Here is a 21829-nt window from a genome sequence, read left to right on the forward strand (position 1 = left end):
TTCCTGAAAGGGCGTTACCATGAGAATGAAAGCCATCCTGCACGTATTGGGGTTCGTGCTTCTGGTTCAATTGACGGGCTGTGCATCATCACTGTCGCCAGCCGGCTCTGGTGCCATTGGCGCGGGGCTGGTGAAGCACAGAGGCTACCCGATGGTAGTTCGGATCAACCCTGGTTCGGTGGCGGAACAAAGTGGACAAATCCTGCTGGGGGATCTGATTCTGGCGGCGGCACCCACACCGGAATCTCAATGGGTCATATTGAAAGGCTACGGTCTTAACCAGGCAATCCATGTGATTCGTGGCGAACCCTATACTCGGGTAAAACTGAAACTGATGAACAATCAGGACTCACAAGAGCGTGAAGTGGTCCTGATACGAGGGCCGGAAGGCCGTGCTTCCGAGTTGACCTATCTTGAAGGGCAAAAGGGGTTGGATACACAAGGTGAGACGGCGGCCCCGGTTAATATCGCCGACCTGGTGATTTCGGATAACTCCGGGCCGTACCTCAGCCCTTATACCTCCGACGGTGTCACTGCAGAATGGGTGAATAAGGCGATCAACACCAAAATGGGGGAGGCCACGGGGTCCGCTGTTGGCGCCGCTGCCGGGGCTTACGCAGGGCGAAAGCTGATGGAGAATGTACCTGGGGGCGGTTTTTTTGGCAGCTTTCTGGGCGGCATGGCAGGGTCGAAAAGCGGTAAGGCGGTTGGCCGTGACGCGGCGATCAAGGCATCCGGGGGGTGGGAGTACATCCGTGCCACATCGGATCAGTCGTTCCACTCGGTCGGTGACATGGCGCGGTGGCTGGTGAATACACATGGCGGTAGTGCCAACTTCAAGGACGTGATTGACGCCGCTTCGCATGTCTATCCGGATCTGCAACCCGCGTTGGCAAGACAGCGATAATTGTTCTTAACTTGCATTCCGGTTGGGAGTGTGCCGGCTCGAATGTACCAGCTCTCTCTTTAAAAAAACCGCCGACGCACGTCGCATCACGTCGGCGGAAAGGCACCAGACCATCAATCCGTTGGAGCCGGCGGTTATCTAAACCGCCATGAAAACAGATTTGGTTTCCAGGTACGCATCCAGGGACTGCCGGCCCATGTCACGACCGAAGCCGGACAGCTTATAGCCACCGAACGGTACCGCGACGTCCAGCATGTTGTGGCAGTTGACCCACACCGTTCCCGCTTTGATTTTCGGTACCAGACGATGCACTCGCGACAGATCGTTGGACCAGATACTGGCGCCAAGCCCGTAGGGGGTATCGTTGGCGCGGCGGGCCACATCGTCCAGATCCTCATACGGTAGCGCCACCACCACCGGACCAAAAATCTCCTCCCGCACGATACGCAGATCGTCATCGGTACTGGCGAATACCGTGGGCTCGACAAAGTAACCGCTGCGACTGGCGCGCGCGCCGCCGGTCACCAGTTCCGCGCCCTGTTCACGACCCAGGTCGATATAACCGCACACCCGGTCCAGTTGTTCACGGGAGACCAGAGGTCCGAGATGGGTTTGCGGATCCAGCCCTGGCCCCATGGGCAGCGCCTTGGCCAGGTCCGCGAGTTCCGCCACCACGTTGTCGTACAGCTTTTTGTGTACGTAAAGGCGTGACCCGGCACAGCACACCTGACCGTGGTTGAAGAAAATCGCCTGGGCGGCGCCCTGGGCAGCCAGGGCCGGATCACAGTCGTCGAGTACGATCATCGGTGATTTACCACCAAGCTCCAGGGTGACCCGGGTCATGTTGTCCATGGCGGCGCGGCCGATCAGTTTGCCCACTTCGGTGGAGCCGGTGAAACTCACCTTGCTGACCCCGGGATGAGCCACCAACGGAGCGCCGGCATCCGGACCGTCTCCGGTGATGATGTTCACCACACCATCGGGGAAACCGGCCTCCTGCAGTAGCGTGCCGAGATAAAGTGCGGTGAGCGGCGTCTGCTCGGCGGGTTTGAGAACCACGGTACAACCGGCCGCCAATGCCGGCGCTAACTTCCAGGTGGCGACCAGCAGCGGGAAATTCCAGGGTACCACCGCCGCCACCACGCCGACCGGTTCACGGCGGGTATAGGCGAAAAATTCGCTTTCCGGTGGAGCGAACGGTACCGAAACGTCCAGCGACGCGCCTTCGATCTTGGTGGCCCAGCCGGCCATGTAGCGGAAAAATTCAATACACAGAGTGATGTCCACTGCTTGCGCGATTTGCGCGGACTTGCCGTTGTCGATGGACTCGATCTCGGCCAGCACCTTGGCGTCGCGTTCGATCAAATCCGCCAGTTTGAGCATCAGGTTCTGGCGTTCGGAGGGGCGCATTCTTCCCCACGGGCCGTTTTCAAGGGCTTGCCCGGCGGCGCGTACCGCGCGATCCACATCGGTTTGCCCGGCGGCCGGAACGGTGCCGAGTACGGTTTCATCCGCCGGGTTGATCACCTCCAGACGTTGCCCTTCGACGGCTTCCACCCACTGGTCACCGATCAGCATGCGATGGTGGGTGGCTTCCAGAAAGGTCCGGGTGCGACTCTCAATGGTGTGACCGAATTCCGTCATCATATTCATGGCAAAAGCTCCCCGTGGCCCGGATAAACCGGGCCGTGTTGCTGTGTGAGTGATTGAAAAAAGTGGTATCGAGTTATTTCTTGGGTCTTATCGCGTCGGCGGTTCCTTGAATGAACGCCTTGATCTTTTCCACGTCTTCCGCGCTGAGTTTGCCGGTGAAGTCCGGCATTCCCCGCGACACAAAGGGGCCGTTGAAGACGAACTTGTCGAGATTTTCAATAAAGCTCTTGTCCACATAACCCAGATTGGGAATGTTGCCACCCTTGTCGACACCGGGGACGCCATGGCAGAACACGCAGTTGCTGACGTAAAGGTAAGTGCCTTCTTCCACCAGGGCCGGGTCGTACTTGACGCCGGTAAGAAGATTGCCGAGCTGGTGTTTCGTGAACTCCGGCATCTCCGCTTTGCCATTCAATTTGAAGGTATAAACGGTACCCGGTGTCGTCGTCTCCGAAGCGCGCTGAGTCTGGCCGAATACCCCGCCCCAGCCAGCGGCGATGGTGATGTACTGCTCGCCGTCCACCTGGTAGCTGATTGGCGCGGCAATTACGCCGGTACCCATGGGGGACTGCCACAGTACATCGCCGCTGCCGGCGTCGAACGCCATCAGCCTGGCGTCAGCGGTGCCCTGGAACACCAGGTTTCCGGCGGTGGACAGCGTACCGCCGTTCCAGGGCGCCACATGTTCATAACGCCAGCGCTCCTGCTGCTTGACCGGGTCCCAGGCCAGCAGCCGGCCGAACGGTTTGCTGGAAGGTGTCTCGGCATTGATCAACATGCCGGTATTCCAGCCGATGCCGCTCATTGGTTGTCCCGGTTTGTTGCTGCCGTGCTCGGTCCAGTTTTTATCTTCCATCAGATTCAGCGGGATATTCTGCGCCGGAAAATAAGCCAGTCCGGTTTTCGGGCTGTAGGACATGGAATGCCAATTGTGTCCGCCGAAGGGGCCGGGGATAGCGTCAAAGGGTTTGTCCTCGGAGCGGGCTTCGGCGATCTCGATTGGCCGACCGTTCTTGTCATAGCCGGTGGCCCAGTTCACATCGACAAAGTTTTGCGCCGATATGAATTTGCCGTTGGTGCGATCCACGACAAAGAAGAAGCCGTTCTTCGGCGCATGCATGATCACCTTGCGCAGCTTGCCGTCAATTTTAATGTCGGCCAGGATAAGATCCTGGGTTGAGGTGTAGTCCCAGTTGTCCCCTGGTGTTTCCTGGTAGTGCCAGACGTAGTCACCGGTTTCCGGATTGATCGCCACGATGGAGGCCAGGTAAAGGTTGTCGCCGCCGGCGGGGCTGCGTTTGCGATGTACCCAGGGGTTTCCGTTACCGGTACCGATGTACATCAGGTTCAATTCCGGGTCGAACACCATGGAATTCCATACCGTGCCGCCACCGCCAGACTCCCAATACTTACCCTTGGGATCCCAGGTCTTCGCCGCTTTGGCCATGGCTTCGTTTTCGTACGGCTTGGCCGGGTCACCGGGCACGGTGAACCAACGCCATTTTTGCTTACCCGTCTCGGCATCGTAGGCGGTGATGTAACCGCGAACACCGAACTCCGCGCCGCCGTTGCCGATGATCACATTGCCGCGAAAGACGCGCGGTGCCCCGGTAACGGTATAGGGCCGGGAGCGGTCAATGATGGTGTCTTTTTCCCAAAGCTTCTTGCCGCTGTTGGCGTCCAGTGCCACCAGTCGCCCGTCCAGTGAGCCGACGAAAACCTTGCCCTTGTAAACGGCGACGCCGCGGTTCACCACATCGCAACAGGCCTGGTACGCTTTCTCGCGGGGCACTTCCGGATCATAGCTCCACAGACGTTTGCCAGTCTTGGCGTCAAGAGCGTGCACCACACTCCAGGAGGCGGTTACGTACATGGTGCCATCCACCACGATCGGCGTGGCTTCAATGCCGCGCGTGGAGTTCAGATCGTAGGACCAGGCCAGGCCGAGCTCATCCACGTTCTTGCTGGTGATCTGCGTAAGTGGGCTGAAGCGGGTACCGGCGTAATCAAAACCATGGCTGGGCCAGTCCTTGCCACTGTCGCGGTTGGCGACTATGGAGGCCTCGTCCGGTCCGGCCTGGTCAGCCAGAACCGGCGTCGTGGCAAACAGGGACGACAGTAGTAACAGGGAGGGTATGGACGCCCTCCGGGATGCAAGCATCAAATTCATTTTCAGGTGCTCCTTTTCGTTTTTATCACGCTGCCTGTGAACGCACCGGTGCCGGAGCACCGGTGACGCTACTGATCAGAATGCCTTGAGAATTCTCAGGTTGAAACGATTGTTTTCCTTGAAACCATTTTCAACGGAAAGATCGCGCCCATAATTCGCCAGTAGCTGCACGGAAGGCGTGACGAACCAGCCACTGCCAATGGTCATCTTGGTGGTTCTGGAACGATCATCCTGGTCGGTACCGTTGATTTCGGTTTCCCCGCCGAAGGTGTGGGAAAGCCCGGCACGTAAATCCAGATTTTCACGTAGCTGATAGCGCAGGAAGGTCTGGACCTGGAACAGGGGGTCTTGCTTCAGTGTGTCCTTGTTTGCTCCAAAATCATCATTTTTTCCGTGCACGGTGACATCGGCGGCGATGTCGAGGAACACCTTCTCGGTGAGGCCGGTGATATAGCCCGCCTGCAGAGCGAACTTCCATCGGTTCTCGCCAAGGTTAAGCGCGTCGTCGTGGTCATAGGTGCCAGTAGGCACATAAACAAAAGGTGTAATACCAAAGTAGGTATTGGTTTCAGGTTTGTTCACCAACCAGACCGTGGCGGCGAGAATCAAATCGCCGAGACCATCGGCATCGCCCAGTGACTTGGTGTCGTCCTTCCCTTCCAGGTGGCCGAAGGGAAGCAGGAACTGGGGGTCAACGATGTAATCGCCAATTTTCGTGAAATGAACGCCGCGTAAAATGCCAACATGGGACTCGAGTCCGGCATCAATGGGTACGCGGTCGCCGTCACTGTAGAGGCGGTCGCGATCGGCGTACTGGTAATAGACCATGGCCAGATTGGTACCCGCGGGCAAGGCGGTGTAGTCGCCGGCATCCACGTCCACGGCGTGGCTCTGGCCCGCCGCTACCGAGAGCGCGCCGACCAGCAGTGACAGGGCGGTCTTTTTCTTCGGTATGATGGGTTTTCGGGAAGCCGCTTTTACATTCTTGTCGTCGTTCATGAAATCGGTTCCTTGTTTCTGTTATTCGATAGAAAGCGTCGCAAAAAAATAGAAGTCCTCGAAGGCGGACTGTCACCCTCGCGAACAGCCACCTCGTTGTTGTATTGCAGAGGGCGTGCCATACTTGTTTTTTTGGGAAAAATTAAAAAATACTGTGGATTGTCAGGTGTTTGAGAGACCCTGAAGCAGACCCTGAGTTCGTTGCCGGATAGATGGGTGTATCGTTTTGAAACAGTGGTGAGTACCGGCTGTATAACAACAAAACAGGATTCCGGAGAGCGCTATGCAAATTAACCCGTTCGACTTCGATCACCGTGTTAAAAAAGCCAGGCGATTGTTCGAGGAAGGCCGGGATGTGCCCCCCCAGCTACTGGACGATTCGGTGGTGCGCTCCTGGCAGCGCTCACGTCATCATGGACTGTGTCCCGATGATCGGGTCATCTTTAACGTCGTGTCCCGCACCGACGTGCGCCGCATTGGCGAGCATCATCATCTGTTATTGGATGACGTGGCGCCGGAAATGGAACTGTTGTTTCATTCATTGGGCCGCGCCAACTGGATCTTGGCCTGTATCGAGGCAGGGGGCGTGGTGATTCATGCCCTGGGTAACGAAAACCCGGCCTGTCGCGACCTCGCTCCGGCGCTGCGCGTTGGTGTCAATTTGAATGAATCCGTGGCCGGCACCAATGGTCCGGGATGCGCTCTCGCGGAGGGGCGCCCCTCGGTGGTATGCGGCAGCGAGCATTTTCTCGATGAGGCCCGTGTGTTTGCCTGTGCCGCCGTGCCGGTCCGGGACCCTTATGGTGAACTGGTGGCGGTGTTGGATGCGTCCCGGCGCCATGGCGGCCACCGCATTGGCATTCTGGAGCCGGTGGCGCTGGCCGTGCGGGCGATTGAAAACCGCATGATGCGGCGTATTGGTGGCGAGTTACGGCTGGCGATTCATTATCGCCCGGAACTGACCGATTCACCGATGCGCGGGCTGTTGCACTTTGACGGCGACGGCTGTCTGCTGGGCGCCAACCCGGTGGCCCGCCAGATGCTTGATCTCCCCATGGGGGAAGGTGGCGGCCGGCTGTGTTTCGAGACGCTATTCGAGGGGAGTATGGAGCGCGTCTGGACCGCCGGGAATACGCCGGTGGCTCTGTCCTGTCATGGCGGCTTGCAATTGTTTTGCCGGTTGGAGGGGCGGCCATCGCCGCGCTTTAGCGGCTTTTCTCCGTCGGGTCCGACGCCGGTGGGACAGCCTGACCCGCAAGCGCCTTTCCACGATGATCCCGGGGTTAACGGCTTGTTGCGCCAGGCCCAGCGGGCTTTCCACCATGATCTGCCGGTTCTGTTGCGCGGCGAGACCGGCACCGGCAAAGAGGTGATGGCGCGGTGGCTGCATCGTTCCGGGCCCCGTGCCGAGGGGCCCTTTGTGGCGGTGAACTGCTCGTCGATTCCGGCGGGTTTGATTGAATCCGAGCTGTTTGGTTACGAGGGCGGCGCTTTCACCGGTGCACGCAAGGGGGGCATGCCGGGTAAGTTCGAACAGGCCGACGGTGGCACGCTGTTCCTGGATGAAATTGGTGATATGCCACTGGAGTTGCAGGCGCGTCTTTTGCGGGTATTGCAGGAACGGGAGGTCACCCGGTTGGGGGCTACCCGTGGCACCGCGGTGCAATGTTCATTGATTTGCGCCACCCACCGGGACCTGGAACAAAGGGTGGCGGAAGGGCTGTTCCGTGAAGACCTGTTGTATCGCATTAACGGGTTGCAAATGCCGCTGCTGCCGCTGCGTCAGCGCCAGGATTTCGATGACCTGGTGCGGCACCTGCTGGCCGGGGAAGCACGGGGGGAAGAGCCGCCGGTGTTGTCCGAGGCAGCTTGGCGAGCGCTGCGGGGGCATTGCTGGCCGGGCAATATCCGTGAACTGCAACAGGCGCTGAGATTGGCGGTGGCGTTGTCGGAGGACGGTATTGTAACGGTGGAGCATTTGCCGGCTTCGCTTCGATCGCTGGCCGCGTCCTCATCGACGCGGCCTTCGGGGACCTTGCAACAGGCGGAATGTGAAACGGTGCGAGTGGCGCTGGCGCGACACAAAGGCAATGTTTCCGCCGCCGCGAAGGACCTCGGCATCGCCCGGGCGACGCTATATCGGAAAATGCGGCAGTTCGGCCTGGATTGAGCGAGGACGGATGTAAATCCAGCCTGTTGTTGATACAGAGGCTGACAGGAACAAGGCCTCCGGGTATGAGCTTGCTCAGTATTGGTTGGCAAGCCTGCTTCCCACAGAATGGCTACGAAGCCGCTGTGGGAAGCAGGCTGGCCAGCGAATCGGCCCGGACTGGAAGGGGACCGCTCTGGACAGTGGCCATATAAAAAAGCCGGCGCAGGCCGGCACAAGGCAGGGCCGCCGGGAGGCGGCCAAAAGGGGATTGGATCAGGCAGCGTCGGTAAGAACGTCGCCGAGCAGTGCCTCGAACTGCTCCAGATACTGCCGGTTGTCGTGGTCCCACGGGTGGAAACCCGGTTTGAACCAGTCCAGCCAGGCCTTGGCGGTATAGCGGAAGATGCCTTTCTTGCCCAGACTGTGACGCAGCACCGAGCGCCAGCCTTTGGCGTCGAACAGACCGCTGGTAACGCGTACATTATGCGCGTAGAACGGCAGGAACAGGGCAAAGAACACAGCGGTGGAGATCACCAGGGTGGAGGTCCGCAGAGCGTAGGCGGACAGACGATCGTCGGTACCCACGGCCAGCTGATAGACGTCAAAGGCCACTGCTTTGTGCTCGGTTTCTTCCAGGGCATGCCAATTCCAAATAGCCTTGTAGCCGTCGTCCGCACCCTCCATGATTTCCGGCAGGCTGAGCAGCCCGTCGGCGAGAATCGCGGTAAGGTGTTCCAGGGCCACGGTGCCGGCCAGTTGGAAGGACTGAGGCGTGCGCTTCTGGATTTGCTTGAGCAGCGCTTCGACCAGTCGCTCCTGGGCTTTCAGGGGAACGCCGGCGTTGGCCACATGATCGTTGTACTCATCATGTTCACGGCCATGCATGGCTTCCTGGCCGATAAAGGCGGTAACCGCCTTTTTCAGCTCGGGATCCTGAACCAGCTCCCGGTAATTACGGACGCTGTCTATGAAAAAGCGTTCGCCGACCGGAAAAAACAGGCTCATGGTATTAAGAAACTGGCTGACATTGAGGCCGTCACGATGCCAAGTGAGGGCCTTCGCCGGATCCAGCTTGAAACGCAGGTTGCGGCGCGTCGGCAGAATTGAGATGGCCATAATCACGTACCTCTAATGAATGTTACATCACTCGATGATACAGTTGGCCCGGCCATCAGCAAGGCACTTCTAACAGCAGGGTTATGTCGTGACGGACAATAGACAAATCAAGGCAAATTGTTTACTTGATGCGCTGGTGGCGCACTTCCAGCGTACGTTGGCGCCGGAACAGCTGAATGTCTGGCTGGAGCAGGAGCTTGATTACCTGCTGGCCGAAGCCGGCCGGCTGCGTCTGGGAGAGGTCGTGACTCCGGAGCAGGTGATCACCACCGCGCACAAGTACGCGGCCACCATGGAACTGGGTGGCGGGGTGCCGGAACTGGTCGGCGAAATGATGGAGCGCCTGTACCAGAGCGGTACCGACAGTGATCGGTTGATCGGGGAACTGGTGGACGAGGACACCATCACCGCCACCGTGGACAAGCTGCTGGAAGTGCCGCTGTCCCGTCAGGGAATCACCTGGCTCAGCCACAACCCGGTGTTGCTGGCTCTATTGGCCGGCGGCACCCAGCTGGGTGTCAAAACCTGGCTGCATCAGGGGATACCCGAGGCAGTGCGGGGGCTGCTGGGACGCCGTGTGCCGGAGCGTTGGCGCGCCACCGCGGAGCTGCGCCTGCAGGACTGGTTGATGCGGCGGATGGAAGCGTTACTCAGTGATCCCTGGCTTTACAGCGACGAGAATCTGGCCTCGCTGCGGGAACTGATTCTGGAGGGCTGGCGCGAACTGTCCGAGCGACCGGTGGCGGAGCTGCGGGAGTTGCTGAGCAGCGAGGACATTCAGGAACTGTTCGTGATCGGCTATGACTTCTGGCGGCAGTTCCGGCACAGCGACTATTTCACCACTCTGTTGAGCGAGGGCGTGCACACCTTCTTCGACAAATACGGCAACAGTTCCCTGCTGGAGTTGCTTGAGGAAGTGGGGATCGACCGTGAGAGCATGCTGGACGATGCCCGCCGCTTCGCCCCGGGCGTGGTGCGGGTGTTGCGCGATAACGGCATGCTGGAGGCCTGGCTGCGCCGTCATCTGACGCCGTTCTTCGAAGCCCCGGAAACCCTGGCGATATTGGGCGACGAGCCGCCGGCCATTGACTGAACCGAAGCGCGGTCCTCGGGCCACGCCACGCCGCGCTAAAGCATCCGCCGTGGGGAGAGGTTGTGCTGGTCGCGCAGCATCTCCCGGATCTTGTTCTCTTCCACCGGCCGGCTGATCAGGAAACCCTGAATGCCGTCACACCCCATGGCACGCAGAATTTCCAGATGCTGCGTGGTCTCCACCCCTTCCGCCACCACACTCATGTTGAGGCTGTGCGCCATTTCAATAATGGCGCGGGTGATGGCGGCGTCGTCCGCGTTCTGGGTCAGATCGGTAATGAAGGAGCGGTCGATCTTCAGCGTGTCCACCGGGAAGCGTTTGAGGTAGCTGAGCGAGGAATAGCCGGTGCCGAAATCATCCAGCGACAGGCCGATTCCCCGTGAGCGCAGCCGCTCCAGCAGAGCGATATTCTGCTCCAGGTCCTCCATGATCAGGCTTTCGGTGAGTTCCAGCTCCAGCAGATGGGCGGGCAGGCCGGTGAGTTCAAGAATGCGGTCGATGACGTCGGCCAGATTGCCCTTGCGGAATTGATGGGCGGACAGGTTCACCGATACCCGGATATCCCCCAGTCCCTGTTTATGCCATTGGCGCGCCTGGCGGCAGGAGCGCTCCAGCACCAGCTCGCCGATGGCGGAGATCAGGCCGGACTCCTCCGCCAAGGGGATGAACTCCGACGGCGGCAACAGCCCCATGCTCGGGTGTTGCCAGCGCACCAGAGCTTCCACCGAGGACACCGCGTTGCTGGCCAGGTCCATTTTCGGCTGGTAGTGGACCACGAACTCGTTTTTGAAGATGGCCTTGCGCAGGCTGGTTTCCAGCGCCAGTTGCTCCACCGATGCCACCTGCATACCGCTGCGGTAGAACTGGTAATTGTTGCCGCCACTGCGTTTGGCCTGATGCACCGCCATGTCGGCCTGGTTGATCATCGGCTGGGCATCCATGGCGGTGGACGGAAACAGGCTGATGCCGATACTGGCGCCCAGCAGCAGCTCGTGGCTGTCGATCAGGAACGGCTTCTTCATGGCGTTGATGATCTTCTGGCACAGAGCGCCGATTTGCGGCTCCCCGCCGCAGTTGTCCAGCACCAGGGCGAATTCGTCGCCGCCGACCCGGGCCAGACTTTCCTCTCCGGGGCCGCAGTGGGAGATGCGGTCGGCGGCCAGTTTCAGCAGACGGTCACCGATTTCATGGCCGAGCGATTCGTTGATGGGCTTGAAGCGGTCCAGATCGATCATCAGCAACGCCACCCGGGAACGATTGAGGCGGCCCAGGGTGAGCGCCTTGTGCAGTCGCTCGCGGAACAGGGTGCGATTGGGCAGGCCGGTAAGGCGGTCGTAGTTGGAGAGGAAGCGGACCCGCTCCTCCGCCTCCTTGCGTGAGGTCAGATCGGAAATCATGCCGACATAGCGGATCACCCGCTGACGTTCGTCGAGCACACTGCTGATCTGAACCCACTCGGGAAAAATTTCGCCATTGCGCCGGCGGCCGGTAATTTCCCCTTCCCAGAAGCCGTTGCGTCGCAGCCCCACGCGAATGGTGTGATAGAGATTGCTGTGACGGCGGGCATGTTCGCTGTCAGCGATGCTCTTGCCGTTCATTTCTTCCTCGCGATAGCCGGTGATCTGCTCGAAGCGGGCATTGGCGGCGAGGAAGCGGAACTGCCGGTCGAGGATGAAGATACCCTCCGGCGCGTTCTCGAAGACGGTGGCGGCCAGGCGTTGCTGTTCCTGGGCTTCGCGTTGAGAGGTGATATCACGGCGGGTGCCGATCATGCGGATGGCGCGGCCGTTGTCGTCCCACTCCACCACGCGGCCATCGTCCTCCAGCCAGCACCAGTGCCCTTGCTTGTGGCGCAATCGGTAAATGGCGTGATAGCGGTCGGTCTCGCCCTTGAAGTGGGCGACCATGCCGCGGCGGATGGTGGGGAAGTCGTCCGGATGAACCAGCTGCTTGAGATCACCGAAGAAGTTGCCGAAGTATTCGTTCTCGTAGCCGAGCAGCCGGTCAAAATTGGTGTGGTAGTTGGAGCCGGTGTTCAGGTTCCAGTCCCACAGACCGATATTGCTGGCCTCCAGCGCCAGTTCCAGGCGCTCGCCGGTGGCGGTGAGTTCCCGGTTGGCCACCTCCAGCGCCCGGGTACGCTCGCTGACCATGGATTCGAGCCGGTCGTTGGCCTCTTGCAGGCGCCGCCGCGCCTCCTTCCGCTCACAAATCTCCTCCGCCAGCTTTTCGTTCAGCGCCTCGGCGTTGGCGCGGGCCCGATCCAGGTAATCGATCAGGGCGGTGTTGCTGATTTGCAGGTCCAGAGCGCGGTGAGAGGTGCTGTTGATGTAACGGGCGGTGAGAAACAGAAAACCGGCGATGGCCAGCAGGGTGGTGGCCAGGGCCGGATTGTCCGGTTGTGTCAGCAGCAATTGGGTAAAGGCGGGGGTCAACAACAGCGCCTGATAACTCACCACGGTGAACAGATGGCTGCTGTAAGCGGCCAGCGCCACGATGCCCAGGCCGATGCCCAGGCAGCCCAGGGTCAGCTGCGCATAGAACAGGGATTCGTCCGGCGTGGCGGATTGCAGGTTCAGCAGCAGGCCGCCGAGGCCCAGCAACAGACCCGAAATCAGCACGAACAGCGAGATGTAACGGCGCAGTTGGCGGTGATCGGTATCGTCTTCCAGATCCCAGGATTGCAGCCACAGGATGCGCGCCGCTATGAAAGTCAGCGTCAGCGCCGCCCACCCCAGCAGCAATAGCAGGGACACCGGCGTGGCCCAATAGGCCGCCAGGGTGACCAGTACGGTGGCCGCTTCCAGCATGCTCATGCCACGTAAGCCGGCGCTCAGGTGGCGGCACTGGGCACGCATCACCGCATGGCGGGAATGATCCATATGTTGCTGAGATGACGTAGACACGGACTCGGGTTCCAGGCTCGTGGACGGCCTTTTTGTTTTGCAGTTTACCCACGCCAGTACGGGAAAGGAAACCACGGAAGGAGCACCGCGCGTGCGATTGGTCACGGATGCGTCGATTGCCGTAAAGCCAGCGCCGGCTTTCGCTGGTTCTGATAAACTCCGGGCCCATGGATGACGTAACCTCACTTCTTGAAGGCCTCAACCCGGCCCAACGCGACGCGGTCGCCGCGGAAGACCGCCATTTGCTGGTGTTGGCCGGCGCCGGCTCCGGTAAGACCCGGGTGCTGGTGCACCGCATCGCCTGGCAGATCGCCACCGAACAGGCCTCGCCGTTCGGTATTCTCGCGGTCACCTTCACCAATAAGGCGGCGGCGGAGATGCGCGGCCGCATCGAACAGCTGCTGGCCATGCCCGCTGGCGGGATGTGGGTGGGCACCTTCCACAGTATCGCCCACCGTCTGCTGCGCTCGCACTGGCAGGAGGCGCGCCTGCCCCAGAGCTTCGAGATCATCGACGCCGATGACCAGCAGCGGCTGGTCAAACGGGTGATCCGGGAGTTAGGGCTGGATGAGCAGCGCTGGCCGACGCGCCAGGCCACCTGGTTCATTAACGGCCAGAAGGACGAAGGGTTGCGCGCGGCGCACATGGATGTCAGCGGCGGTGATCTGTTCGCCGCGACCATGCAGAAGATCTATCTGGCCTATGAGGAAGCCTGTGAGCGCGCCGGCCTGGTGGACTTCAATGAAATGCTGCTGCGGGTGTTGGAGCTGTTTCGCGACAACGATGACCTGCGCGGCCACTACCAGCGCCGTTTCCGCCATATCCTGGTGGATGAATTCCAGGACACCAACGCCATTCAGTACGCCTGGCTGCGGTTGCTGGCCGATGAGCATAACGCGGTTACCATCGTCGGCGACGACGACCAGTCCATCTACGGCTGGCGCGGCGCCAAGATCGAGAACATTCATCGCTTCAGCCGCGATTTTCCGGACACCCGGGTAATCCGTCTGGAGCAGAACTACCGCTCCACCGGCACCATTCTGGAAGCGGCCAACGCGGTGATCGACAACAACCCGGACCGTCTCGGCAAGCAGCTGTGGACCGAGGACGGCAAGGGGGACCCGATTCGCCTCTATGCCGGTTTCAATGAAGTGGATGAAGCCCGTTTCATTGCCGGCAAAGTGGAAAGCCTGGTGCAGCAGGGTACCAATCGCAATGATATGGCGGTGCTGTACCGTTCCAATGCGCAGTCCCGGGTATTGGAGGAGGCGTTCCTGCAGGCCGGCATTCCGTATCGTATTTACGGTGGCCAGCGCTTCTTCGAGCGGGCTGAAATCCGTAACGCCCTGGCTTATCTGCGGTTACTCAACAACCGGCAGGCGGACGCCGCTTTCGAGCGGGTGGTGAACACCCCGACCCGGGGCATCGGCAATAAGACCCTGGAGGCGGTACGCGAGCAGGCCCGCCTGCGCGGTATCCCGCTCTGGGACGCGGCGGTGGCGATCGTCAACGAACGCCTGCTCAGCCCCCGGGCCAGCAACGCGCTGCTGGCGTTCCTGCAGTTGGTGGATCAACTGGCGGCACAGACCGAGACGCTGGATCTGGCCGAGACCACGGAACATGTGATCGCCGCCAGCGGCCTGCTGGACTTCCATGGTCAGGAAAAAGGCGACAAAGGCCAGCAGCGGGTGGAAAACCTGCAGGAGCTGGTGTCCGCCACGCGCCAGTTTGGTGAGGGTGACGAGGAGTCCGATCTGGACCCGCTCACCGCCTTCCTCGATCACGCCGCCCTGGAGGCCGGTGACGGCCAGGCGGAGGCATTCGAGGACGCGGTGCAGATGATGACCCTGCACTCCGCCAAGGGGCTGGAGTTTCCGGTGGTGTTCATCACCGGCCTGGAAGAAGGGCTGTTCCCTCATCAGATGTCCTCGGAGGAGCCCGGTCGGCTGGCCGAGGAGAGGAGACTCTGTTACGTGGGGCTGACCCGGGCGATGCGCGAGCTGTATCTGACCTACGCCGAGAGCCGGCGCCTGTTCGGCAACGAGACGCTCAATCCGCCCAGCCGCTTCCTGCGAGAGATTCCCGGTGAGCTGGTGGAGGAGGTGCGGGTGCGGGCGGCGGTGAGCCGGCCGGTGGGCCGCCGTGGCACGGTGCGCCAGGAGGAAGCTAACGGCATCGGCCTGGGCGCGCGGGTGGTGCATCCCAAATTCGGAGAAGGTACGGTATTGCACTTCGAAGGGCAGGGACCCAACGCCCGTCTGCAAATCAACTTCGATGGCGTGGGGACCAAATGGCTGGTCAGCCAGTACGCCCGCCTGGATGTGCTGTAGAGGGATGCTCTGTAGAGGGGCGTGCATGTAGCCGCCGCAGGGTTAGATAAAGGTCCCATGGACAGCCGTTTCGTAAAAAGAGATAAGATCCGTGCCCGGTCATTCCGGGCACATACTTACAACAACCCGAAGGGGAGAGACTGACCAATGGATCGTCGCAAATTCGTTTCCGCCCTGGGCCTGGGGCTGGGCGCCGCCGCCTTGGCGGGCTGTGGCCAGGATGAAAAACCCGCCGCCAGTGACAACAATGCCGCCGGTGAGAAGAAAGCCGAAGCGCTGAAATGGGATCTGGTCACCACCTGGCCGAAGAATTACCCCGGTCTCGGTACCGGTGCCAACCGCTTCGCCGAACGCGTCAATGCCATGTCCGGAGGCCGCCTGACGGTCAAGGTGCACGGCGCCGGCGAGCTGGTGCCCGCCACCGAAGTGTTTGACGCGGTCCGTTCCGGCAGTGCCCAAATGGGGCACTCCACGCCTTATTACTGGAAGGGCAAGCATCCGGCCATGCCCTTTTTCACCACCATTCCCTTTGGGCTGACCGCCTGGGAGATGAACGGCTGGCTCAACTTCGGCGGTGGCCAGGAACTGTGGGAGGAATTGTACGAGCCGTTCAACCTGCAGCCGCTGGCCTGCGGTAACAGCGGCACGCAGATGGCCGGCTGGTTCAACAAGGAAATCAATTCCGTCGACGATCTCAAGGGGCTCAAGATCCGCATGCCCGGTCTGGCTGGCGAGGTGATCAAGCGCCTGGGGGCGATTCCGGTGCAGATGCCCGGCGGCGAGGTATTCACCTCCCTGCAGACCGGTGCGCTGGATGCCGCGGATTGGGTCGGTCCCTATAATGACCTGGCCTTCGGTCTGTACAAGGTGGTCAAGTACTACTACTACCCGGGCTGGCAGGAACCGGGTTCCGCGTTGGAAGTGATCATTAACAAGGACGCCTGGAACAGCCTGCCGCAGGATTTGCAGCACATTGTCCGTTCCGCCGCGGAAGCGGAGAACCAGCACATCCTGGACGAGTTCACCGCCCGCAACGCCGATGCGCTCAAGCAGCTGGTCAACGAGCATGGCGTACAGCTGCGCCGCCTGCCGGACGACGTCCTGATGGCGCTGAAGGACACCAGTGATCAGGTGATCGAAGAGGTGATCGCCGGGGATGAACTGTCACGGCGTATTTATGAGTCGATCGTCGCTTTCCGTGACGCTTCCATGCCCTACCAGGAAGTCGCCGAACAGGCCCTGCTCAACAGCCGTACACTGGTGTTGAAGGACGCCTGACCGGTTGAATCGCGGTCCTTCCTTGTTATGGAGAGGACCGCGATCCTTGTTAGCGAGGCACGGCCCGGGTGCGGCCACTGTCGTCGATGGCGACAAAGGTGAAATGCCCTTCGGTAACCTTGGCCAACTCCCCGGTATCTTCCCGAATCCACACTTCCACCTGGATCTGCATCGAACTGCGGCCGATATCGAGCAGTTGGGTGTAGCAGCTCACCACGGCGCCTACTGGCACCGGGCGCAGGAACGCCATGGAATCCACCGCCACGGTGGCAATGCGCCCCTTGGCGGTGGCGCGGGCGGTTACCGAACCGGCCAGGTCCATCTGGGACACCAGCCAGCCACCGAAAATATCGCCGTTCCAGTTGGCGTTTTGCGGCATGGCAATGGTTTGCAGGGCCAGGGTGCCCTTGGGTTGAGGGATGTCGTCGCTGGGATCGGTCATCTTGTTATCCATATAGCAGGTGAGGCAGCCAAGTCGCCAGTTGAGGGAATAGCGCCAGGATACCGAGCATAATGATTTGGATGAAGACAAAGGGTACCACGCCCCGGTAAATATGGGTGGTACGGACTTCCGGCGGTGCCACTCCTCGCAGATAGAACAAGGCTATGCCGAAGGGCGGCGTCAGGAAGGAGGTTTGCAGGTTGAGGGCGATCATCACCCCCAGCCAGATCGGGTCCAGGCCCATGCCCAGCAGAATCGGCCCGACGATCGGCACCACCACGAAGGTGATCTCGATGAAGTCGAGGATGAAGCCGAGCAGGAAGATGATCACCATCACCATCAGGGTGGCGCCGAGAACACCGCCGGGCAGGGCATCGAACAGATGCTGCACCGCCTCTTCCCCGCCGAAGGCGCGGAACACCATGGTGAACAGGCTGGCGCCGATCATGATCATGAACACCATGGAGGTGAGCCGGGCGGCGCCGTGCACGGTCTCGCGCAAAATGGTGAAATTAAGATGACGGTTGGCGGCGGCCAGGATCAGGGTGCCGAAAGCGCCGACACCGGCTGCCTCGGTGGGCGTGGCCAGTCCGGCCAGGATCGAGCCCAATACGGCGAGAATCAGCAGCAGAGGCGGAATCAGGCCACCCAGCGCCGCCATCAGGCCGGTACGCTCATTGCCGTCGCCATCGTCGCGCTCCAGCGCCGGCACCTGCTCCGGCCGCAACAGGCTCACCGCCGTCATATAGATCAGGTAGAGCACGACCAGCACCAGCCCCGGAATCAGGGCACCGACGAACAGGTCGCCCACCGACACCGTTTCCAGGGCCCAGGCGCCCTGACGCAGTTGCGCCTCCTGGTAGGCGGTGGAAAGCACGTCGCCGAGCAGCACCAGGGCAATGGACGGGGGAATGATCTGGCCCAGGGTCCCGGTGGCGCAAATCAGGCCGGTGGCCAGGGAGGGCTGATAGCCCCGGCGCAGCATGGTGGGCAACGTCAGCAGGCCCATGGTGACCACGGTGGCACCGACGATGCCGGTGCTGGCGGCGAGCAAGGCCCCCACCAGAATGATGGAGAAACCCAGGCCGCCCGGCAGCCGCCCGAACAGCAGCCCCATGCTGGCCAGCAGCTTCTCCGCCACCCGCGACTTCTCCAGCATCACGCCCATGAACACGAATAACGGGACGGCGATCAGGGTGGTATTACTGATGATGCCGAACAGTCGGCCGGGCAGGAAGGTCAGGTCGTTTATCGAAACCATGCCGGTGGCCAGGCCGCCGACGGCGAACAGCAGGGCGACGCCGCCAAGACAGAAGGCCACCGGGTAACCGCTGAGCAGCACCAGACCCACCGCCAGAAACATGGAAAGCGGCAGAATCATGTCCATGGATGGGTCTCCTGGTCTTCGATGTCCACGGGTTGAGAGGCTCCGGCCAGGGTCATGGCGTGGCGCAGCAGATCCGCCACCGCCTGGATTCCCAGCAGCACGGGCATCACCAGCAGCAGACTCTTGAGTATGAAGACCAGGGGAAGGCCGCCATTGTCCGATTTCTCAAGGCCAGCCCAACTGCGCACCACATAGTCCAGGCTCAGCGCGAAAATCGCCACGCAGATGGGCAACAACAGAAACAGGGTGCCGAGCAGATTCACCAGCGCCTGCCGGCGCGGGCTCCAGTGCTGATAGAGCACATCCACCCGCACGTGCTCATCCTGGGCCAGGGTGTAGCCGGCGCAGAGCATGAACACCGCGCCATGCAAATAAGTGATGCTTTCCTGCAGCGCGATGTTGCCGATGCCGAATCCGTAGCGCATTACCACCACCAGCACCATCAGGAATACCATAAGCAGGGCGCACCAGGAGACGGCTCTGCCGACGACGCAGGTCAGATGGTGCAGGGCCCGCTGGAAATGGGCCAGTCTCGGGGAATGGAGGACGGTCACTTTGTTATGTCACTGATCAAGAATTCGGCGGCGATTATACGGATCAGGCCGCTCCGGGTCAGCCAACAATGGACATTTGGCGGTCAATTCCGGTTCGCGGGTCTGCCAGGTAAGGCAATACGGGGTAGCGCAACCGTCACCCGGGTGTAATCTTGTTGTCACATACGCAATCTAGCATGCCCCCTGCCTGAAAGAACAAACCGGGGTGGATCAACGCCGGTGCCATGAAACCAGGAGGCTTACTGTGAACGTTAAAATGAAAGCGTCGATTGTTGGGGCCGCCGCTGCTCTGGCTTTCGCCACCGCGCCGGCGACCGCTATCGCCCGTGACACCATTTCCATCGTGGGTTCCTCTACCGTATACCCGTTTGCGACCACCGTTGCCGAGCGTTTCGGCCGTGGCGGCAATCCCACGCCCAAGATCGAATCCACCGGTTCCGGCGGCGGTCTGAAGCTGTTCTGCCAAGGTGTTGGCACTGACACTCCGGACATCACCAACGCGTCCCGCCGCATGAAGAAGTCCGAGTTCGAACAATGCCAGAGCAACGGCATCAAGGACATCACCGAAGTGGTTGTCGGTTATGACGGTATCGTCGTGGCCAACTCCGCCAAGGCTCAGCACATCGACCTGACCCTGCGCGATATCTTCCTGGCCCTGGCCAAGGAAGTACCGGATCCCAAGGGCGGTGAAAAGCTGGTACCGAACCCCTACAAAACCTGGAAGGAAGTGAACCCCTCCCTGCCGGACACCAAGATCGAAGTGCTGGGTCCGCCGCCGACTTCCGGTACCCGTGACGCCTTCAACGAACTGGCTATCGAAGGCGGTTGTAAAACCTTCGACTGGCTGGCGGCCATCAAGAAGCAGGACAAGAGCAAGTACAAGGCGATCTGCCGCAGCATCCGTGAAGACGGTGCCTACGTGGAAGCCGGTGAGAACGACAACCTGATCGTGCAGAAGCTGGTATCCAATCCGAGCGCTCTGGGTGTATTCGGTTACTCTTTCCTGGATCAGAACCGCGGTAAGGTGCAAGGCGCCAAGATCAATGGCGTGGCTCCGGCCATGGAAGTGATCGCCAGCGGCGAGTACCCGGTATCCCGTTCCCTGTACTTCTACGTGAAGAAAGCGCACGTGGGCGTGGTACCGGGCATCGAGGGCTACATCAAGGAATTCACCAGCGAGCGTGCCTGGGGGCCGGAAGGTTACCTGGTGGACAAAGGCATGATTCCGCTGCCGGACGACAAGCGCGCCGAGATGGCCAAACAGGCCCAGGGCCTGGTTACCATGACGGGTAACGAGCTGTAATTCAGGGAGTGCGGATCGCAGGGATGCGTCATCTCGAGCCCGATGGTCTTGGCCATCGGGCTTTTTCGCCCTCTGGGCAGAAGGCGGTTTGTTGGCCAAAATCCGCGGGTTTTGGCGAGCAAACAATGATCTCGGAGTAGCTGAGCATGCAAACAGGCAATCTGTTGCTGTTGCTGATTGTGATGGTGGCGCTGGCCTACTACCTGGGCCATCAGCGGTCACTGGCTTTGGCGCGGCCGTTGGGGGGCATCCGCCACCTCCACTCCCTGCCATTCTATTACGCCATGCGCGCGGCCCTGTGGTGCGCCCTGCCGGCCCTGCTGATACTGGGGGCCTGGCTGGCATTCGACGACACCATTATTCGCCAGACGGTCATGCAGGGCCTTCCCGATGCTCTCCGGCCGGACAGTGATGGCGCCCGGGGTCTGTTGCTCAGCCAGATCCAGAACGTCGCCAGTGGTTCGTTGTCGCCGGAGTCGGTGGACCCGGCCATCGCCGCCGCCGCCGAGCGTCTCAACAACCTGCGCACCACCAGTGCCATGGCCCTGACCGTGGTGGTGATCGCGGTGGGGCTGATCGGCGCCGCCTGGGGCTGGGTGAAGATCGCACCGCAGCTGCGGGCCCGGCAGCAAGTCGAGTCGATTCTGCGCGTGATCTTCATGCTGTGCGCCACGGTGGCGATTCTGACCACGGTGGGCATCCTGATGTCCGTGTTGTTCGAGTCGATCCGCTTCTTCCAGAAAGTGTCTCCGGCGGAGTTTCTGTTCGGGTTGCAGTGGAGCCCGCAAACCGCTCTGCGAGCCGACCAGGTGGCGTCCTCCGGGGCCTTCGGCGCGATTCCGCTGTTCGTCGGCACGCTGCTGATTTCCTCCATCGCGTTATTGGTGGCGGTGCCGATCGGATTGATGTCGGCGATTTATCTTGCCGAGTACGCACCGTCCCGGGTGCGTTCGGTGGCCAAGCCCATGCTGGAGATTCTCGCCGGCGTGCCGACGGTGGTATACGGCTTCTTCGCCGCCCTGACGGTGGCCCCCTTTATCCGTGGAGTGGGTGAGACTCTCGGACTCGACGTGGCCTCGGAATCCGCTCTGGCGGCGGGGCTGGTGATGGGGGTGATGATCATCCCGTTCGTATCTTCCCTGTCCGACGATGTCATCACCGCGGTACCCCAGGTAATGCGTGATGGCTCTCTGGGGCTGGGCGCCACCCGCTCCGAAACCATCCGTAAAGTGGTGTTCCCGGCGGCGCTGCCGGGGATCATGGGCGGCATCCTGCTGGCGGCTTCCCGGGCCATCGGCGAGACCATGATCGTGGTGATGGCCGCCGGCCTGGCCGCCAACCTGACCGCCAACCCGTTGGAGGCGGTGACCACCGTCACGGTGCAGATCGTCACTCTGCTCACCGGAGACCAGGAGTTCGACAGTGCCAAGACCCTGGCGGCTTTCGCATTGGGGCTGATGCTGTTCCTGACCACGTTGTGCCTGAACATCCTGGCGCTGCACATCGTCAAGAAATACCGCGAGCAATACGAATGATCGG

General features: G+C 61.0%; 15 protein-coding genes. 7 read left to right on the plus strand and 8 right to left on the minus strand.

Annotated elements, in window-relative coordinates:
• Window positions 1–25 precede the first annotated feature (25 nt).
• A complete protein-coding gene (locus CRO06_RS16270; protein WP_041717175.1) occupies window positions 26–907 on the plus strand; it encodes a PDZ domain-containing protein in 882 nt (293 codons plus the stop codon).
• Window positions 908–1045: 138 nt separating this feature from the next.
• On the opposite strand, the gene CRO06_RS16275 is transcribed toward CRO06_RS16270, so the two are convergent.
• From CRO06_RS16275 to CRO06_RS16285, 3 genes are all read right to left on the minus strand, one after another.
• The gene (locus tag CRO06_RS16275) at window positions 1046–2560 is read right to left on the minus strand and encodes an aldehyde dehydrogenase family protein (RefSeq protein WP_179746621.1); all 1515 of its coding nucleotides are present in this window, start codon (window positions 2558–2560) and stop codon (window positions 1046–1048) included.
• 73 nt (window positions 2561–2633) lie between these two features.
• The gene (locus tag CRO06_RS16280) at window positions 2634–4730 is read right to left on the minus strand and encodes a PQQ-dependent dehydrogenase, methanol/ethanol family (RefSeq protein ID WP_097058880.1); all 2097 of its coding nucleotides are present in this window, start codon (window positions 4728–4730) and stop codon (window positions 2634–2636) included.
• Between the two features lie 75 nt (window positions 4731–4805).
• Window positions 4806–5729: a transporter gene (locus CRO06_RS16285; RefSeq protein ID WP_097058881.1), complete on the minus strand. Its 924-nt coding sequence runs from the start codon at window positions 5727–5729 to the stop codon at window positions 4806–4808.
• Window positions 5730–6012: 283 nt separating this feature from the next.
• Here CRO06_RS16285 and CRO06_RS16290 point away from each other — a divergent pair, with 283 nt between their 5' ends.
• A complete protein-coding gene (locus tag CRO06_RS16290; protein WP_097058882.1) occupies window positions 6013–7899 on the plus strand; it encodes a sigma-54-dependent Fis family transcriptional regulator in 1887 nt (628 codons plus the stop codon).
• Window positions 7900–8154: 255 nt separating this feature from the next.
• Here the strand turns inward: CRO06_RS16290 and CRO06_RS16295 are convergent, their stop codons facing one another.
• Entirely contained in the window at window positions 8155–8997 is an 843-nt protein-coding gene (locus CRO06_RS16295) for a metal-dependent hydrolase (protein WP_097058883.1), read from the minus strand.
• A gap of 88 nt (window positions 8998–9085) precedes the next feature.
• Between CRO06_RS16295 and CRO06_RS16300 the strand changes: the two genes are divergently transcribed.
• Complete coding sequence (locus CRO06_RS16300) at window positions 9086–10090, plus strand: hypothetical protein (RefSeq protein ID WP_097058884.1); 1005 nt, start codon at window positions 9086–9088, stop codon at window positions 10088–10090.
• A 35-nt stretch (window positions 10091–10125) separates the two neighbouring features.
• Here CRO06_RS16300 and CRO06_RS16305 read toward each other — a convergent pair whose 3' ends face one another.
• Window positions 10126–12996 carry a sensor domain-containing protein gene (locus CRO06_RS16305; RefSeq protein WP_231504701.1) on the minus strand — a complete coding sequence of 957 codons (2871 nt, stop codon included), beginning with the start codon at window positions 12994–12996 and terminating at the stop codon, window positions 10126–10128.
• A 167-nt stretch (window positions 12997–13163) separates the two neighbouring features.
• On the opposite strand from CRO06_RS16305, the gene uvrD reads away from it, so the two are divergent.
• Together uvrD and CRO06_RS16315 are read left to right on the plus strand one after the other, a co-directional pair.
• Window positions 13164–15326 carry a DNA helicase II gene (gene uvrD / locus CRO06_RS16310; RefSeq protein WP_097058885.1) on the plus strand — a complete coding sequence of 721 codons (2163 nt, stop codon included), beginning with the start codon at window positions 13164–13166 and terminating at the stop codon, window positions 15324–15326.
• A 147-nt stretch (window positions 15327–15473) separates the two neighbouring features.
• Window positions 15474–16604, plus strand: a complete 1131-nt coding sequence (locus CRO06_RS16315) for a TRAP transporter substrate-binding protein (protein ID WP_022997318.1) — start codon at window positions 15474–15476, stop codon at window positions 16602–16604.
• A 49-nt stretch (window positions 16605–16653) separates the two neighbouring features.
• Here the strand turns inward: CRO06_RS16315 and CRO06_RS16320 are convergent, their stop codons facing one another.
• Genes CRO06_RS16320 through CRO06_RS16330 form a run of 3 tightly spaced genes read right to left on the minus strand, consistent with a single transcriptional unit; the run spans window position 16654 to window position 18987 of the window.
• Window positions 16654–17046, minus strand: a complete 393-nt coding sequence (locus CRO06_RS16320; protein WP_014996682.1) for an acyl-CoA thioesterase — start codon at window positions 17044–17046, stop codon at window positions 16654–16656.
• A gap of 4 nt (window positions 17047–17050) precedes the next feature.
• On the minus strand, window positions 17051–18433 hold the full coding sequence (locus CRO06_RS16325) for a TRAP transporter large permease (RefSeq protein WP_097058886.1): 1383 nt from the start codon (window positions 18431–18433) through the stop codon (window positions 17051–17053).
• Complete coding sequence (locus CRO06_RS16330) at window positions 18424–18987, minus strand: TRAP transporter small permease subunit (RefSeq protein WP_309599194.1); 564 nt, start codon at window positions 18985–18987, stop codon at window positions 18424–18426. The genes CRO06_RS16325 and CRO06_RS16330 overlap by 10 nt, the downstream gene beginning before the upstream one ends.
• A gap of 256 nt (window positions 18988–19243) precedes the next feature.
• On the opposite strand from CRO06_RS16330, the gene CRO06_RS16340 reads away from it, so the two are divergent.
• Both CRO06_RS16340 and pstC read left to right on the plus strand, forming a co-directional pair.
• The gene (locus CRO06_RS16340) at window positions 19244–20290 is read left to right on the plus strand and encodes a PstS family phosphate ABC transporter substrate-binding protein (protein WP_022997314.1); all 1047 of its coding nucleotides are present in this window, start codon (window positions 19244–19246) and stop codon (window positions 20288–20290) included.
• Window positions 20291–20436: 146 nt separating this feature from the next.
• Window positions 20437–21825, plus strand: coding sequence for a phosphate ABC transporter permease subunit PstC (gene pstC / locus CRO06_RS16345; protein WP_097058887.1), 1389 nt, complete (start codon window positions 20437–20439; stop codon window positions 21823–21825).
• The last annotated feature ends 4 nt before the right edge of the window (window positions 21826–21829 follow it).

This window comes from Alloalcanivorax xenomutans, assembly GCF_900217905.1.
Taxonomy (GTDB): Bacteria; Pseudomonadota; Gammaproteobacteria; order Pseudomonadales; family Alcanivoracaceae; genus Alloalcanivorax; species Alloalcanivorax xenomutans.

Excerpts from the sequence above, each read along its gene's own strand:
- CRO06_RS16270 (WP_041717175.1), top strand. The coding sequence starts at position 26 with ATGAAAGCCATCCTGCACGTATTGGGGTTCGTGCTTCTGGTTCAATTG.
- CRO06_RS16275 (WP_179746621.1), bottom strand. The coding sequence starts at position 2,560 with ATGAATATGATGACGGAATTCGGTCACACCATTGAGAGTCGCACCCGG.
- CRO06_RS16280 (WP_097058880.1), bottom strand. The coding sequence starts at position 4,730 with ATGAATTTGATGCTTGCATCCCGGAGGGCGTCCATACCCTCCCTGTTA.
- CRO06_RS16285 (WP_097058881.1), bottom strand. The coding sequence starts at position 5,729 with ATGAACGACGACAAGAATGTAAAAGCGGCTTCCCGAAAACCCATCATA.
- CRO06_RS16290 (WP_097058882.1), top strand. The coding sequence starts at position 6,013 with ATGCAAATTAACCCGTTCGACTTCGATCACCGTGTTAAAAAAGCCAGG.
- CRO06_RS16295 (WP_097058883.1), bottom strand. The coding sequence starts at position 8,997 with ATGGCCATCTCAATTCTGCCGACGCGCCGCAACCTGCGTTTCAAGCTG.
- uvrD (WP_097058885.1), top strand. The coding sequence starts at position 13,164 with ATGGATGACGTAACCTCACTTCTTGAAGGCCTCAACCCGGCCCAACGC.
- CRO06_RS16315 (WP_022997318.1), top strand. The coding sequence starts at position 15,474 with ATGGATCGTCGCAAATTCGTTTCCGCCCTGGGCCTGGGGCTGGGCGCC.
- CRO06_RS16320 (WP_014996682.1), bottom strand. The coding sequence starts at position 17,046 with ATGACCGATCCCAGCGACGACATCCCTCAACCCAAGGGCACCCTGGCC.
- CRO06_RS16325 (WP_097058886.1), bottom strand. The coding sequence starts at position 18,433 with ATGGACATGATTCTGCCGCTTTCCATGTTTCTGGCGGTGGGTCTGGTG.
- CRO06_RS16340 (WP_022997314.1), top strand. The coding sequence starts at position 19,244 with ATGAAAGCGTCGATTGTTGGGGCCGCCGCTGCTCTGGCTTTCGCCACC.
- pstC (WP_097058887.1), top strand. The coding sequence starts at position 20,437 with ATGCAAACAGGCAATCTGTTGCTGTTGCTGATTGTGATGGTGGCGCTG.